Origin of the sequence: Novosphingobium sp., assembly GCF_032093395.1 — a bacterium.
Taxonomy (GTDB): Bacteria; Pseudomonadota; Alphaproteobacteria; order Sphingomonadales; family Sphingomonadaceae; genus Novosphingobium.
In genome coordinates this window covers 131907-145849 of record NZ_DAMDBA010000002.1, presented here as the reverse complement: position 1 = coordinate 145849, position 13943 = coordinate 131907, and the positions used below count along the sequence as shown (strand labels likewise).

The following is a 13943-nucleotide window of genomic DNA, read 5'->3' as shown; positions in this document are numbered from 1 at the left end:
TGCGGCCGGATGACGGGAGCGCCGCCATGCGCACAGCTGGTTCTTCCGGCTGCATGTTCATTCTAGGAAGGGAAAATAACCGCCCGGAAATTTGGGAAGAAAAGTTTTCGAATGCTGACGCGTATGCCGTAGGCGATCCTCGATCTTCCGTGTCCGGTGCCCATTATTGGATTTCATTACGCACGAAACCTCTCCGGCAACTGCCGGAGAGGTGCAATTCATGTCGCAATAGTACGCCCGATCAGAACGGGAAGAGGGCGTCGTAGATCTGTTGTCCCCAGCGGGCCTGCTGCGCGTCGGTAAGCTGGCCGCGACCGCCGTAGCTGATCCGCGCCTCGGCGATCTGGGAGTGCTTGATCGAGTTGTCGCGGGCGATGTCCTCGGGCCGGATCACGCCGGTGACGACCAGTTCGCGCAGCTCGTAGTTTACGCGCACTTCCTGCTTGCCCCGGATCTGGAGGTTGCCGTTGGGCAGGACGCCGATGACGGTGGCGGCCACGGTCATGTTGATCTGCTCGCTGCGGGTGGTGTTGCCCACGCCCGTGGCGCTGGACTTGGAGTCCGTGCTGACCAGGTTCGAGGGGTCGGGGTTGCCGGGCAGGATCTTGGGGATCACGGTTTCCAGGCCGAGCAAGGCGGCGATGCCGCTGTTCTCGCTGCCGTTGCGGGTGCGCGTGGTCGAGTTTGCGACTTGCGCATTGTCCGCGATGTTGATGCGGATCGTCACGATGTCGCCGACGCGCGAGGCACGCTGGTCGCGGAAGAAGGCGCCGCCGCCGGTCCGGAACAGCGATGCACCGCGAGCCGTATCGGCGGTGCGGCCGTTTTCCGCCAGGGCGCGATCGTCCACCGAGTGATTGCCCAGCGACGGTTCGAGCCGAGGCGCCACCGGATCTTCCGCCTCCGACATCCTCGGCGGCTTGCCCACGTTCTTGAGCCGGCCCACCGCGCCGCAGCCCGAGAGCAGGCTGGCGGCGAGAAGTACGGAGACGAAAGGTGCGAAACGGTTCTTCACGGCCGGCTTCTCCCTATTGCGCGGTGATGCGCACGTCGCCCGAGCCGACGGCAACGGCATCGAGCGTGCGGTTGGTGGCGAGGTTCAGCACGCGCACCGGCTGTCCCTTGCCGCCGTCGCTGAGCGCACGTCCGGCCGAGGTGATCTTGAGCGCGCCCGAGACGAGCGAGATAGTCACCGTCTCGCCGCGCCGGACGAGGCGGGGCGGGGTGATGTCGGTGGAGCGTACCGGCGCGCCGGCGTTGAGGCGGCGCACCGCCTCCTGTCCCGCCGCTTCCGCCGGGCTGAGCGCATTGCGCGCGATCGCCGGGAAGACCGGCGCGGTGACGAAGTCCGCCGCCGTGAGGACTTCGCCGCGTTCGACGGTGCGGGCGAGGACCGGTGCGGGTTCGCCGGAGGGCATTGCCGGGGCGGCAGCCAGTGCCGGGGCGAGAAGGAGTGCGGTGAGCATGGCTTTAGCTGATCTGCGTTGAGGTCTGGAGCATCTCGTCAGCCGTCTTCAGCACGCGGCTGTTCATCTCGTAGGCGCGCTGGGCGGTGATGAGCGACGTGATTTCCGAAACCGGATTGACGTTCGAGGCTTCGACGAAGCCCTGGCTGAGAGTGCCGAACGAAGGCTGGCCCGGCGTCGAGACGGTAGGCTGGCCCGACGCGCCGGTTTCCAGGAACAGGTTTGAGCCGATCGCTTCCAGGCCGCCTTCGTTGACGAAAGTGGCGAGTTCGAGCTGGCCGACGGTCTGCATCTCGGCCTGGCCGGCGATCTTCACCTGGATTTCGCCGGTCTTGGAGACGGTGACGTCCATCGCGCCTTGCGGGACGGTGACGTTGGGCTGGACGAGATAGCCGTCGCTGGTGACGAGTTCGCCCTGGTCCGAAAGCTGGAACGAGCCCGCGCGGGTATAGGCCACGTCGCCCGAGGGCATGGTGATCTGGAAGTAGCCGGGGCCATCGATCGCCATGTCGTAAGTATTGCCGGTGTTGGTCAGCGCGCCCTGTTCGGTGATGCGATAGACGCCGCCGGTGCGCACGCCCGCGCCGATCTGGATGCCGGTGGGAACCTTGGTGCCGCTGTCGCTGGTATTGGCGCCCGGACGAGAGACCTGCTGATAGAGCAGATCCTGGAATTCCGCGCGCTGGCGCTTGAACGCCGTGGTGTTCATGTTGGCGATGTTGTTCGAGATGACATCGACATTGGTCTGTTGGGCAAGCATGCCGGTCGAGGCGATGGAGAGAGAACGCATGGTAGCTCCTCGTTAGTATAGGATGAGGGGGGGACGGGCGAGCGATCAGCCGACGCGGCTGAGCCGGTCGATGGCGCGCTTGCGCATGTCGTTGAGATCGGCAGAAAGGCGCTGGCTGGTCTGGTACGAGCGCAGGATTTCCACCATGTGCGTGGTTTCGGTGATCGGCTCGACGTTGGACGCTTCCACGCCGCCCGTCTTGAGCTTGGTCTGCGCCGCCGCGAGCATGCGGCCGTTGGTGCCGGTGAGCATGCCGTCGCCGCGTGGCTCCAGCATGTTCTCGTCGGCGAAATCGGTCACCGCCAGGCGTCCGACCGGGCCGTCGCCGGCCATGACCGTGCCGTCCTCGGTGATCGAAACCTGGTGCTTGAGGTCGGCAGGAATGGCGATCGGCTGGCCGTTCTCGTCCAGCAGGCGCTGCCCGCCGGACGTGGCGAGCTCGCCCGTGCTCAGAATCTTGACGAAACCGGCGCGCGTATAGGCGACGCCGCCTTCGGGCGTCTCGACATTGAGATAGCCGGGGCCGTCGATCATGACGTCCAGCGCATTGCCGGTCGACTGGAACGCGCCCTGCGAGGCATCGTGAACGGCGCCGAAGTCCAGCACGAAGGAGGTCTTGCGCGCATCCTCGACGGGCGCATCCTTCACCGTCTCGACATATTCGTGGAACAGCGCCTGCTCGCGCTTGTACCCCACGGTACTGGTGTTCGCCATGTTGTTGGCGGTGATGTCGAGCTGGCGGCGCAAGGCCTGCTCATGGCTTAGCAGAACGAAGGAAGAGACGTCCATTCGGGCACCTTGCGAAAAAGTTCCAGATATTCGGCGCTAGGCAGATTTTGCCGCTCAGCTTTCCTATAATAGAGGCGAAATCGCGAAAGCGGATGCGCGAACACCATTTCGGTGCAGGGGGCGCATCCCGACAGCCAAGGGGATGAATGTGTCCAGCGACGACGTGATCGACATTACGGCGGTCGATGTGCCGGAACCCAAGAAGTCCGGTAAGAAAATGCTGGTTATCGGCGGGGCTGCGGTCCTGGCGTTGCTTGCGGGCGGCGGCGGAGCCTGGTGGTTCATGCGCGGCGGCGACGAAGGCGGTGCCGAGCATGAGGCCAGTGCGGAAGCAGGGTCTGCCGAGGGCGACAAGTCATCCTATATCGAAGTGCCGCCGATGATCGTCAACTTGCGGGGCAGCGACAGCCAGGCGCGCTTCCTGAAGCTGCGCTTCATCATCGTCGCCGCCGACGGCAAGACCGACAAGGTGAAGGACAAGCTCCCGGCCGTGCTCGACGCGCTGCAACCCTTCCTGCGGGAACTCAGGCCCGACGACCTCAACGGTTCGGCCGCGGTGTTCCGCATCAAGGAAGAGATGATGACGCGGGCCACCCAGGCGCTGGGCGCCGGGATGGTCAAGGACGTGCTGATTCAGGACCTCGTCCAGCAATGAGCGACGATTTCGACGACTTCATCCTCCCCGATCCGCCCAAGATGGGCGCGATCAACGACGACATGTTCGATCAGGACAGCATCGACGCGCTGTTCGGGTTCGACAGCGACATGCCGGCGCAGCCCAAGAGCGGGCTGAAGGCGATGATCGAATCCAACGTGATCAGCCACGAGCGGCTGCCCATGCTGGAAGTGGTCTGCGAACGCATGGTGCGCTCCTTCGCCACCAGCATGCGCAACCTCACCTCGGACGCGATCGACGTAAGCCTGGAGGAGATCACCTCCACCCGCTTCGGCGAGTTCATGAACCGTGTGGCGCTGCCCGCGATGTTCGGGGTGTTCCAGGTGACGGAGTGGGAGAACTACGGCGTGGTCACGGTCGATTCCGGCCTGATCTACGCGGTGGTCGATGCGCTTCTGGGCGGTCGCAAGGGTTCGCGCCCGATGCGTGTCGAAGGGCGCGCCTTCACCACGATCGAGACCATGCTGGTTTCCAAGATGGTGCAGCTGGCGCTCGACGATCTGTCGCAGGCGTTCGAGGCCATCGAGGCGGTGACCATGGTGGTCGAGCGCATGGAATCGAGCCCGCGCTTCGCCGCGATCGCGGGGCCGAGCAACATCGCCGCCGTCGCCACGTTCCGCGTCGACATGGAAGGGCGCGGCGGCAAGTTCTCGGTCCTGCTGCCTTACGCGACGATCGAGCCGGTGCGCGACAAGCTGCTGCAACGCTTCATGGGCGAAAAGCTCGGCCGCGATCGCATGTGGGCCGCGCATATGGCCAAGGAACTCACCAATACCGAAGTGACCGTGGACGTGGTGCTCGGCGAGAAGCTGATGAGCCTGCGCGACGTGATGACTCTCAAGGTGGGGCAGACGATCGCCCTCAGCCACAGCCCGAACGATGCGCTTCAGGTCCAATGCGGCGGCGTGCCGCTGGGCCGCGCGCATATCGGCCAACGTTCAAGCAATATCGCCATTCGCATGGCCACCGACATTTCCAAGGGGTATCCGAAATGACCTTCGCCACAACGATCAATGCCGTGCTGATCCTGGTTTGCCTCTCCGTGCTCGTGCAGAGCGCGCGGATGAGCCGCCGCCTGCGCACCCTGCGCGATACCCAGCTTGCCGAAGGCGTGGCCCAGATGGAACGGGCGACCGGTCAGGCCCGCATCGTCCTGGGTGATCTCAAGCGCGTGCTGTCGACCGATGGCCAGGCCCAGGCCACCGCCATCGCCGCCGCCGAGGAAATCCGCGACGAACTGACCCTGATGGTCGGCATCGGCAATGCCGTGGCGGACCGCATCATGGAGGCCGCCGCCAAGACGCCCAAGGCAGAGGAACAGGCGCCGAAGAAGCGCGCCGTCCGCAAGCCGCGCACTACCAAGCCGAAGACGGCCGCCAAGCCCAAGGCGACCGACGCCGAGAAGGTCGTCGCCGGCATTCTCGAATCCGAGAAGGTCGCCGCTCCGGCCCGCACCCGTTCGCGTCGCAAGGTTGCCGTTCCCGCCGCGATCAACGATGCCAGCGGTGTCGTGCGCGACATCGCCACTGCCCGCGCTTCGCGTGAAAGCGCCGTTGCATGATGAAGCGCGAGGCTTTCGGGCCTATCGGCGGGATGCTTGCTCCGCTCCGCGCCCTGGTGACGCCTTCGCGGCTGATCCTGGGCGTGGCCGGGGTGGCAGCCGTGGCCAATGCCATCGCCCTGGCCGCTCCGCCGGTCAGCAGCGTCAAGGGCGACTCCGGTCGCCTGGGCGCCTCGCTTCAGGACGCAACCGTGCAGCGCGACAAGGTGCTCGCCGCCGAGCGCCGCAAGCTGGAAATGCGCGAGCAGGCGGTCAAGGCCAGCGAGGCGCGACTGGCCGGACAGGCCCAGCAGGAACAGGCCGCGGCCGCGCCGACGCCGGGACGTGGCGGCGCTCCGGAACCGGAAGTGCCCTATGACAACCTCGCGCGTATCTATCAGACGATGAAACCGCAGCGCGCCGCCCCGATCTTCGAGAAGCTCGACATCGAGGTCCAGGCACAAGTCGCACGCCGTATGCGCGAACGCGCGACGGCGCAGATCATGGCCTACATGACGCCGAGTTCCGCCGTCGAACTGTCGATGGCGCTGGCCGGACGCAAGGTCATCAAGGCGCCGCCTTCCGTTCCGCCGCAGCCGAGGCGTGGCAAGCCGCAGGCGCTTGCGGCCTCCGGCAAGCCGGTGCAACCGGCAGCGCCTCCCGCGCAGTAACGAAAAAGCCCCCATCCAGTGCGGACGGGGGCTTTTTTCATACCGTCGTCCCGGACCTGATCCGGGACCGCTGGCAGTTCTTGAGGCGATAGCTTGCGCGAGAGCGCTCTGCCGCGACGTGGGCCGTTCACGGCCAGCGGTCCCGGATCAAGTCCGGGACGACGAACAAGGTCAACCGACGAACAAGGTCAACCGGCGAAACGGGGTCAGCCCTCGTCGGCGGAGACCTTCACGATCAGCACTTTCTCGATGCCCTTGTCGAGGCGCTTGATCGGTGGTGCCATCATCGCCGACAGCCGGGCGACGTTGACCGGCGTGTAAGGGGAGGCGTGAAGCCGGGCGAATTCGATCGCCGCAGCCAGCGATGCCGCGCGCAGTTCGGGCATGCGCTTGGCCAGTTCGGCGGCATTCTCGGCCGATTTCGTTTTCACCGTGATGGAAAGATGCAGCACTCCGTCGATACGGCCGCTATCGACGATCGGTGCATCGATCGGTTCCATCACCACGAACGAGGGATCCGGCGGCGGGACGGCATCGGCCTTCTTGGTTTCGGCCTGTGCCGAAGTCGCCGCTGCGGCTGCCAGGGTACATGCGATGACCGGCCGGACACGCCGCAAGGTCTTGCGGGCGTCGGTAAGGGAAGAGGCGGAAGGCGGCATCGGTGACTCCGGATCGAGCCGGGCGGCGCGGACCGTCCGCCGGCTTCTTCCTCTATAATAGAACGAAACCCCAGGAGTCAGGTTAACATGAGCGACGATCGGCGTCCGGCGAAAGTCAGGGTATTTTCCTCTGGATCGGGCGGCCCATCGAATCCCGTCGCGCCCAATCCGGGCCGCCGCCGCACCGATGCCCCGCAGGTCGGCGTCGATGGCGCCGGGGCGCAAGCGGTCAAGCGCGGCGGCGCATTGTGGGTGGTTTTCGCCGTTATCCTGTTTCTCATCGGTAGCGCGCTAGGCGGCGTGCTGTTCACGATGTCGGTCCTGTTTCCCGGAGCCTTGCTGTGATCCTTACCCGTTTGCTGGCGACCGCCGCGCTGGTGCCCGGTGCGGCATTGCTGGCCGCGCCTGCCGCGTCGCCCATCACCTCGGCCCCGGAAGCGCCCGCTTCGGCGGCAAGTCCTGCGCCTGGACCCGCGCCTAAAGCCGTGGTCCTGCCGCCGGCGCCGCGATTGCCGGGCTTTGCCGCCGACCTGGCGCAGCAACCCGCGATCGTCGGACCGGCAGCCTGGACGAAGCTGACGGAGCAGGATGCCTGGACCCGCATCGCTCGTGCGCCCCGTCCCGAACGCCAGCAGGCGCGGTGGAACTATGCCCGCAGCCTGATCGGCCAGGAGCGCGGCGGCGAGGCTTTCGGCGTGCTGGAGGTCATGCGGCAGGACGATCCCGACCTGGAGATGGTCGATACTTTCCGCTTGGCGCAAGGTGCCGCCCTTACGCTGCTGAGCCGCTATCCGGACGCGCTGGCTGCCCTGGGTGCACCGGGACTGGGCGCGAACGCCGAGGCCTGTGCCTGGCGGCTGCGTGCCTTGGCGCAGAGCGCTTTGGCCGAGCAGGCCCTGCAACAGCTCGATTGCGCGCGGCCTGCGCTCAAGACGCCCCGGCCCAAGGCTTTCGTGCTGGCTGCCGCACGTGCGGCCGTGGAGGGCGGCGCGCCGGACAAGGCCATGCAGTGGTTGGCGCCTTTGCCTGACCGCGATCCGGCGGCGAACCTCTATCGCGGACGCGCCGAACTGGCGCTCGGCCATGTCGATCAGGCGCGTCTCCGTTTCGCGCGCGTGGAACGGTCGGGTTCGATGGAGCAGCGCATGGACGCGCGGCTGAGCGAGATCGAGTCCGAGGTCGCCCATAAGGCGGTCGGGCCGGAAGCGGCGCTCAAGCGGCTCGATGCGATCCGCTATGCCTGGCGCGGCGACGCCATCGAGGAACGCGCGCTGCGGCTGACCTACAAGCTCTACGATGCACGCGGCGACCTGCCCGGCGCGCTGGCCGCAGGCGCTGCCCTGTTCCGCTACCACGACGTGGCGCGGCAGGGGGCGGACTTCCTGCCGGGCCTGCGCACCAAGCTGACGACGGCGCTGGATCCGGCCCGCAAGCTGCCGCTGGACAAGGCGGCGGGGCTCTACTGGGACTACCGCGACATCGCGCCGGGCGGGGCGGAGGGAGACCTCATGGCCAGCCACTTGGCCGAGCGTCTTCAACAGGCCGGGCTTTACGAACGGGCAGGCGACCTGCTGACCTATCAGCTGTTCGTGCGCGCGGGCGACCTGGCGCGCGGGCCGCTCTCGGCGCGGGTGGCGACGCTGTTCATCCTGGCCGGACGACCCGATCGCGCGCTGGACACCCTGCGCAAATCGGACGACCCGTCCTTCCCCGACGCCATGATCGCCGCGCGCAAGCGGGTGGAGGCGGCGGCACTCAGCCAGATCGGCCGCATCGACGAGGCCATGGCCGTGCTTCAGGACGTGCCGGACGCGGATACCCTGCGCGCCGAGATTCTCTGGAAGCAGCGCGACTGGGCGCGCTATGCCGAAGCCTCGGCATCCGGGCTTCCCAAGGGGCGGGCGCTCGATTCCGTGGGCCAGGCGGTCGTCCTGCGCCACGCGATCTCGCTGGCCATGCTGGGGCGCGAGGAAGCTCTGTCGGGCCTTCACGGGCGCTATGCGGCGGCATTCCAGGGACTTCCCTCGGCGCCCGTCTTCGAGATGCTTACCGGCAGCCCCAAGGAGGCCAACGGACCGCAACTGGCGCGCGCCATGGCGGCCATGCCCTCGGCCAGCCCGGCGGGCGATTTCGCGGACCTGCTGGAACGAGCGCCCGGAAGCGTCGCGCCGAAAGGCTGAAAGCGAGAAGCAAGGATACGAAAAAGGGCGCCGGGATCACAATCCCGGCGCCCTTTTTCATGTGTCGTCCTGGCGGTATCCCTTATTTCAGGAACTGGGCCAGCGACATCGAATTGAGCTGCGCGAAGACGGAATAGCTCGCTTCGAGAATGGTCTTGCGTTGGGTGATGTCGATCGCAACCTGGCCAAGATCGGCGTCCTCGACCGAGCCGATCAGTTCCTTGAACAGGTCGATCCGGTCGTCCGCGCGTTCGCTGAGCTGTTCGACCTTGTTCTGGTTGCGGCCATTGGTGGCGTTCACCGTGCGGACGTCGGTAATGCCGGTATCGAGCTGCGCGAGGGCGTCCGTTATCGCCTGCTTCTGGGCATCCGTAAGCTTTTCGCCGAAGGGCCCGGCTTCGGCAAGCGTGCGGAAGGCGGGGATGAGGTTGGTGGCGACTTCGCTGGCACCCACACCATATTCCAGATCGACGCTCTCTCCGATGCGCGTGGACTGGCGCACGGCGTCATTGGCGAAGGCATCGGCGGCATCGAGGCCGATCGTGTCCTGTAGCGTCTTGGGAAGGAAAGGACTGCCCGAGGTCTGCGATCCCGCGAAGAGGGGGATGCCGGCTTCGTTGGCGTTCAGCGCCATGCGCAGGTCGCCGAAGGAATCCTCGACGATAGCCTGGAGGCCCGGCGAATCGCCCGTGCCCAGCGCGGTCATCAGATCGGTCCTCATTTTCGTGAGCGACGTGTCGATCTGGCCCAGATTGGCGTCGTAGAGCGACAGCGTGGTGGAGACACGGGCGGTGTTGCTCTTGTACGATTCCTGCTGGGCCAGCATCGAGCGTGCCGAAAGGGTGCGCACGGCATCGAGGCCGAGGCCTGCGTAGTCGGTCGCTTTCTTGCCGGAGTTGAGCTGAAGCTGGCTCGTCGCCAGGTTTTCCTGCGAGCGCGACATGGCGCTGGCGAGCGTGCGCTGGAGGGGGATCGTCGCTACGCGAGTCATTGTCTGGTCCTCGTCCTTTCGAAAATTAGCGGATCATGCCGAGCAGTTCGTCGTACATGTCCGAAGCCGTCGACATCACGCGTGCCGCAGCCGAATAGCTGTTCTGGAGAATGACCATCTGCGCGAGTTCCTCGTCCACGTTGACGCCGGAGAACGAATCGCGCCGGTCCAGCGCATCGCTGAGGCGCGAGGAAGCATCGTTGTAGTTGGTCAGCGCCAGCGAGGCCTGCGATCCGGCGCTGCCGAGCAGGCGATTGGCGAAGTTGCCGATCGTGCTGCTGCCGTCCTTGCCGAAATCCACGGCGGCGGACAGAGCGTCGACGAAACCGGTTACGTTGCGGATGTCGCCCGAACCGATCGCCTTCTCGCCCACGGCCGCCGTAAGCTGGAGCTGCGCCAGCGGCAGCTTCGTCGGGTCCGCCAGGATGTTGGCGGGCACTTCGGCCGAGCCGAGCCCGCTGGCGGCCCCGGTCAGCCCGGACAGCGCCGAGAAGGAAAGGCCGGTTCCCGCGCGGTTGGTCGAGTCCGAGGGGACCGAGATCGTCGAACCGGAACTGGCGGTGTTGGAGTTGAACTGCACGCGGCCGCGATCGTCCAGCGCGAAGCTGCCATAGGCCGAAAGCGGGCTACCGTTGAGTTCGGTGACGAGATCGCCCCAGGTCGACCCGCCCGAGCCGGTGAGCGTATATTCGGTCAGAATCTTGCCGGTCGGGTCGCGCAGGACGATCTGGGCGGTCTCGCCGGTGCCGAAGCCGTGCGGGTCGGTGGCGGTGAAGCCCGAGGGCGCCAGGGCGCTGCTGTCCGAACGGATCAGGTTGTTGAGCCCGAAGAACTGCGAGAAGCCCACGCCCGCGCGGTCGCTGGGGGTGGTCGGATCCTGCGCGATGGCAATGCCGTTCGCGTTGGAACTCGCGCCGATCGACAGGACGCCGTTGGTGAAGCTGGCGGAGCCGTCAGGCGCGAGGCCGGCGTTGATCGCGGCGATCGCATCGTCGACGGTGGCCGTGGGGCCCAGGGCGTCGAAGTCGATCGTCGCCTTCGAGACCAGCGTGCCGTCCTTGGCCACGACCGCGAAAGTCGCCTTGCCGGTGAAGCCCAGGCGGTCGGTGCCGACCAGCCCGTTGTTCTGGCCCGTCAGCGACTGGGGCGCGGGGAAGGTGGTGCCTTCGTTGGAAACCTTGTTCAGAGCCTCGGCCATGCCGGTGAACAGCTGGCCAAGCTGCTCCGAGAAGTTGGGCAGCGCCCGGTCGCGAATGTCGAGCAGGCCGCCAAGCTTCCCGCCGACCGCCGTGGAATCGATCTTCTCGCCGGTGGAGGCGCCGATCACGCCGTTGTCGGAGGCGAAGCGGATGTCGATCGCCGGATAGGTCGCCTGAGAGGCGGCGGCGCCCGAAGGGTAGCTCAGCTGGCGCAGGCGCTTGTCCAGCAGCACCTGGCCGGATGCGCTGTCGATGGTTACGCGGCCGTCGCTCTGTTCGCGCACGGTCACGTTCATCATCCCGCTCAGTTCCTCCAGCGCGGACATGCGCTCGTCGGCGGGGCCGGAGACGCTCTTGCCCAGGCCCTGGAGGCGGGCGACCTCGCTGTTGAGGTCATGGATTTTCTTGAGCAGCACATTGGCGCGGTCGACCGTGTCGGAGACTTCGCTCTCGACATCGGCCTGAAGGTTGGCAACGTCGCCTTGCAACTGGTTCAGGCTCTGGATCGTGTCGGAGACATTGCCGGTGAACAGCGCGATCGACTGGGCCGAGCCCTGAAGGCTGGCGATCTGCGACACCGAAGTGGTGATGGCGTTCAGGCGCGCCGCGATGCCCGACTTGGAATCGGTGGAGCCAAGCAGCGATTGCAGGCGATCGAGGTAGGTCGAGGCCGCTTCGCCGCGCCCGGCAGCGCCCGCGCGCTGGTAGACGGCGTTCTCCAGGAACTTGTCCGCCACGCGCGAGGGCTCGCCGACGACGACGCCGCTGACCTTCCCGCCCGCGACGCCGGTGGTGAGCGCCGGCTTCTGCCTTGCGTAGCCCACCGTGTTGACGTTGGCGATATTGTTGGAAACCGTCGCCATTCCGGATTGAGAGGCCGAGAGGCCGGACATTGCGGAATTGAGTATCTGGTTGAGGGACACGGTTGTGGTCTTCCTGAAAGTATCGCCGGGAAAGGTAAGGTCTTGGGGAAGTCGGCCGGAGCGTTCTCACTTCGAGCGAAAACGCTCCGGTCTTTCGGGCAAGGTCAGCGCTTCAGGTTGCTGACTTCCTGGAGCATGTCGTCGACCGTGGTGATGATCTTCGACGAGGCGCTGTAGGCGCGCTGGAACAGGATCATGTTCGAGAATTCCGACGCCAGGTCGACGTTCGAGGCTTCCAGAACGCCCGCCGCGATCGATCCACCGCCGAGTGCGCCAGGTTCGTTGATCGCGACGTTGCCCGAAGTGGCCGAGGCGACGTAGGCGTTGCCGCTGGTGCGGGTCAGGCCGTCCGGGTTCTGGAAAGTGGCGATGGGCAGCTGGTAGATCGCACGCGTGGTGCCGTCGTCGAACACGGCGCTGACGATGCCGGTGTCCGAGATCTCGACCGAGGCCACGGTGCCCAGCACGCCGCCGTCCACGCTGGACGAGAGCAGAGCCGAATCGCTGCCGAACTGGGTCAGGCCGTTCAGGCCGCCATCGGTGCCGAGGCCGAGCGTGATCGGCGTGGAGCCGGCGCCGTTGGACCAGCCGATGTCGAGGTTGGCGAAGAGTGCGGCGTCCGAACCGGCAAGGTCGAGGCTGCCGTCGGCATTGAACTTCACGGTGCCGCTGGCGAGAACGCCGTTCGTGATCGCGGCGCCGTTCGAGCTGGCGATCTGTGCCGGATCGCCCGAGATTTCGGCAACCCATTCGTTGGCGGCAGTCTTGACGTAGTTGAACGTCAAGGTGTGCGCCGTGCCCTGTGCGTCGTAGATCTCGACCGAACGCGAGAACTGCGGCGAAAGCGCACCCGAGGCCATGGAGCCAGGGACATAGGCGCCGGTGATCGGGGTCGCGGTGGAATCCAGGTTCGCGCGCATCGAGATCTTGGTCGTCGGCAGCGCAGCGCCGGTCAGCGAATTCGGGCGGATAGGCTCCAGCGAGTCCATGCTGCCGTTGTTGGTGTAGGTGCCGTTGGCGTCGAGTGGCCAGCCGGTCAGGTAGTAACCGGCGGTGTTGCGCAGATAGCCGTCGGCATCGGGCGTGAACGAACCGGCGCGGGTATAGGCGATCTGGCCGCTGGTGTCGGCGCTGGAGCGGACGACGAAGAAGCCGGCGCCGTCGATGCCGATGTCGGTCAGGCTGCTGGATGCCTGGAGCAGGCCCTGCTTGGAGATGAGCGCCTTGGGCGCGGCGGTGACGCCACCGGCCGAATAGCTGCTCTTCATCTTGCCGTCGGTGACGAGCGTCTGGAACTGGGCGGAAACGCCCTTGTAGCCGATGGTGTTGACGTTGGTGATGTTGTCCGCGACCGTGGCCATGGCGCTCGCCTGCGCGCCGAGGCCGGAAACGCCGGCGTAAAGAGCTGAATAGAGGCTCATGTGGTTCTCCTGTGCGTGACGGCCGGGGTTGAGGCGTGCCGGCCACCGAACAGAGCCATTGTAGGAAGAATTGCGATCCTACCCTGATGAGCCGTCACGAAAATTTGTAACGGATTGCCACGCGCCTGCCTCAGTCATCCTATAAATGAGGCAGATGTCACGGGGGCAATGGACATGACTCTTCGCATTTCGCTTCGCAATGGGGAGCCGGTAATCGTAAACGGCGCGGTTCTGCGGGCTGTGGGCCGCACCGACCTGGTGGTCGAGAACGAGGCCACGATCCTGCGCGGACGCGACGTAATGAAGCCGGAGGAGGCGACCTCTCCGGCACGCCAACTCTATTTCGCCTGCATGATGGCCTATATCGATCCCGCCGATCTCGCGCGGCATCAGCAGGTGCTGCTGGCGCGGCTGGAATCGCTGATGCTGGCGCTGGAAACCGCAGAGGCCAAGGCGGTCTGCATCCGCTTCGCGCAGAAAGTGGCGACCGGCCAATTCTATAATGCGCTGGCGGACTGCCGCTGGCTGATCGGCTACGAATCCGACGCGCTTTCGCGCCTGGCGGAAGCGGCCGGCGTGCAGGAAAGCCACGCCGAAGCCACGTCCGAAATCGCCCCCGCACACTGACGCGGGAAGGG

Annotated in this window: 15 protein-coding genes; 7 read left to right on the top strand and 8 right to left on the bottom strand. The window is 66.1% G+C overall.

Annotation, left to right across the window (positions count from 1 at the left end):
• Positions 1-241 precede the first annotated feature (241 nt).
• The 4 genes from flgH to RT424_RS01300 are packed head-to-tail and all read right to left on the bottom strand — an operon-like array spanning position 242 to position 3045.
• The gene (gene flgH, locus RT424_RS01315) at positions 242-1015 is read right to left on the bottom strand and encodes a flagellar basal body L-ring protein FlgH (RefSeq protein WP_313433925.1); all 774 of its coding nucleotides are present in this window, start codon (positions 1013-1015) and stop codon (positions 242-244) included.
• Positions 1016-1028: 13 nt separating this feature from the next.
• Positions 1029-1466, bottom strand: coding sequence for a flagellar basal body P-ring formation chaperone FlgA (flgA, locus tag RT424_RS01310; RefSeq protein WP_313433923.1), 438 nt, complete (start codon positions 1464-1466; stop codon positions 1029-1031).
• A 4-nt stretch (positions 1467-1470) separates the two neighbouring features.
• Positions 1471-2256, bottom strand: a complete 786-nt coding sequence (flgG, locus tag RT424_RS01305; protein WP_313433921.1) for a flagellar basal-body rod protein FlgG — start codon at positions 2254-2256, stop codon at positions 1471-1473.
• A gap of 45 nt (positions 2257-2301) precedes the next feature.
• Positions 2302-3045 (bottom strand): flagellar hook-basal body complex protein, encoded by a 744-nt coding sequence (locus tag RT424_RS01300; RefSeq protein WP_313433919.1) that lies wholly within the window; start codon positions 3043-3045, stop codon positions 2302-2304.
• Between the two features lie 142 nt (positions 3046-3187).
• Here RT424_RS01300 and RT424_RS01295 point away from each other — a divergent pair, with 142 nt between their 5' ends.
• Genes RT424_RS01295 through RT424_RS01280 form a run of 4 tightly spaced genes read left to right on the top strand, consistent with a single transcriptional unit; the run spans position 3188 to position 5932 of the window.
• Entirely contained in the window at positions 3188-3700 is a 513-nt protein-coding gene (locus RT424_RS01295) for a flagellar basal body-associated FliL family protein (protein WP_404915321.1), read from the top strand.
• On the top strand, positions 3697-4716 hold the full coding sequence (fliM, locus tag RT424_RS01290; RefSeq protein ID WP_313433915.1) for a flagellar motor switch protein FliM: 1020 nt from the start codon (positions 3697-3699) through the stop codon (positions 4714-4716). The genes RT424_RS01295 and fliM overlap by 4 nt, the downstream gene beginning before the upstream one ends.
• Positions 4713-5282, top strand: a complete 570-nt coding sequence (locus RT424_RS01285; protein WP_313433913.1) for a DUF6468 domain-containing protein — start codon at positions 4713-4715, stop codon at positions 5280-5282. Before fliM ends, RT424_RS01285 begins: the two co-directional genes overlap by 4 nt.
• Entirely contained in the window at positions 5279-5932 is a 654-nt protein-coding gene (locus RT424_RS01280; protein ID WP_313433912.1) for a magnesium transporter MgtE N-terminal domain-containing protein, read from the top strand. Before RT424_RS01285 ends, RT424_RS01280 begins: the two co-directional genes overlap by 4 nt.
• Positions 5933-6138: 206 nt before the next feature.
• Here the strand turns inward: RT424_RS01280 and RT424_RS01275 are convergent, their stop codons facing one another.
• Positions 6139-6591, bottom strand: coding sequence for a hypothetical protein (locus RT424_RS01275; RefSeq protein ID WP_313433910.1), 453 nt, complete (start codon positions 6589-6591; stop codon positions 6139-6141).
• A gap of 87 nt (positions 6592-6678) precedes the next feature.
• Between RT424_RS01275 and RT424_RS01270 the strand changes: the two genes are divergently transcribed.
• Both RT424_RS01270 and RT424_RS01265 read left to right on the top strand, forming a co-directional pair.
• On the top strand, positions 6679-6936 hold the full coding sequence (locus RT424_RS01270) for a hypothetical protein (protein ID WP_313433909.1): 258 nt from the start codon (positions 6679-6681) through the stop codon (positions 6934-6936).
• The gene (locus RT424_RS01265; RefSeq protein WP_313433907.1) at positions 6933-8771 is read left to right on the top strand and encodes a hypothetical protein; all 1839 of its coding nucleotides are present in this window, start codon (positions 6933-6935) and stop codon (positions 8769-8771) included. The genes RT424_RS01270 and RT424_RS01265 overlap by 4 nt, the downstream gene beginning before the upstream one ends.
• 82 nt (positions 8772-8853) lie before the next feature.
• On the opposite strand, the gene RT424_RS01260 is transcribed toward RT424_RS01265, so the two are convergent.
• From RT424_RS01260 to flgE, 3 genes are all read right to left on the bottom strand, one after another.
• The gene (locus RT424_RS01260) at positions 8854-9762 is read right to left on the bottom strand and encodes a flagellin (protein WP_313433906.1); all 909 of its coding nucleotides are present in this window, start codon (positions 9760-9762) and stop codon (positions 8854-8856) included.
• Positions 9763-9787: 25 nt separating this feature from the next.
• On the bottom strand, positions 9788-11884 hold the full coding sequence (flgK, locus tag RT424_RS01255) for a flagellar hook-associated protein FlgK (protein WP_313433904.1): 2097 nt from the start codon (positions 11882-11884) through the stop codon (positions 9788-9790).
• A gap of 104 nt (positions 11885-11988) precedes the next feature.
• Entirely contained in the window at positions 11989-13305 is a 1317-nt protein-coding gene (gene flgE / locus RT424_RS01250; RefSeq protein WP_313433903.1) for a flagellar hook protein FlgE, read from the bottom strand.
• 174 nt (positions 13306-13479) lie between these two features.
• On the opposite strand from flgE, the gene RT424_RS01245 reads away from it, so the two are divergent.
• Positions 13480-13932: a flagellar biosynthesis repressor FlbT gene (locus RT424_RS01245; protein WP_313433902.1), complete on the top strand. Its 453-nt coding sequence runs from the start codon at positions 13480-13482 to the stop codon at positions 13930-13932.
• Positions 13933-13943 lie beyond the last annotated feature (11 nt).

What these genes read in the sequence shown, in the direction of transcription:
- flgA (WP_313433923.1), bottom strand. Translation starts at nt 1,466, where the DNA reads ATGCTCACCGCACTCCTTCTCGCCCCGGCACTGGCTGCCGCCCCGGCA.
- flgG (WP_313433921.1), bottom strand. Translation starts at nt 2,256, where the DNA reads ATGCGTTCTCTCTCCATCGCCTCGACCGGCATGCTTGCCCAACAGACC.
- RT424_RS01300 (WP_313433919.1), bottom strand. Translation starts at nt 3,045, where the DNA reads ATGGACGTCTCTTCCTTCGTTCTGCTAAGCCATGAGCAGGCCTTGCGC.
- RT424_RS01295 (WP_404915321.1), top strand. Translation starts at nt 3,188, where the DNA reads ATGAATGTGTCCAGCGACGACGTGATCGACATTACGGCGGTCGATGTG.
- fliM (WP_313433915.1), top strand. Translation starts at nt 3,697, where the DNA reads ATGAGCGACGATTTCGACGACTTCATCCTCCCCGATCCGCCCAAGATG.
- RT424_RS01285 (WP_313433913.1), top strand. Translation starts at nt 4,713, where the DNA reads ATGACCTTCGCCACAACGATCAATGCCGTGCTGATCCTGGTTTGCCTC.
- RT424_RS01280 (WP_313433912.1), top strand. Translation starts at nt 5,279, where the DNA reads ATGATGAAGCGCGAGGCTTTCGGGCCTATCGGCGGGATGCTTGCTCCG.
- RT424_RS01275 (WP_313433910.1), bottom strand. Translation starts at nt 6,591, where the DNA reads ATGCCGCCTTCCGCCTCTTCCCTTACCGACGCCCGCAAGACCTTGCGG.
- RT424_RS01270 (WP_313433909.1), top strand. Translation starts at nt 6,679, where the DNA reads ATGAGCGACGATCGGCGTCCGGCGAAAGTCAGGGTATTTTCCTCTGGA.
- RT424_RS01260 (WP_313433906.1), bottom strand. Translation starts at nt 9,762, where the DNA reads ATGACTCGCGTAGCGACGATCCCCCTCCAGCGCACGCTCGCCAGCGCC.
- flgE (WP_313433903.1), bottom strand. Translation starts at nt 13,305, where the DNA reads ATGAGCCTCTATTCAGCTCTTTACGCCGGCGTTTCCGGCCTCGGCGCG.
- RT424_RS01245 (WP_313433902.1), top strand. Translation starts at nt 13,480, where the DNA reads ATGACTCTTCGCATTTCGCTTCGCAATGGGGAGCCGGTAATCGTAAAC.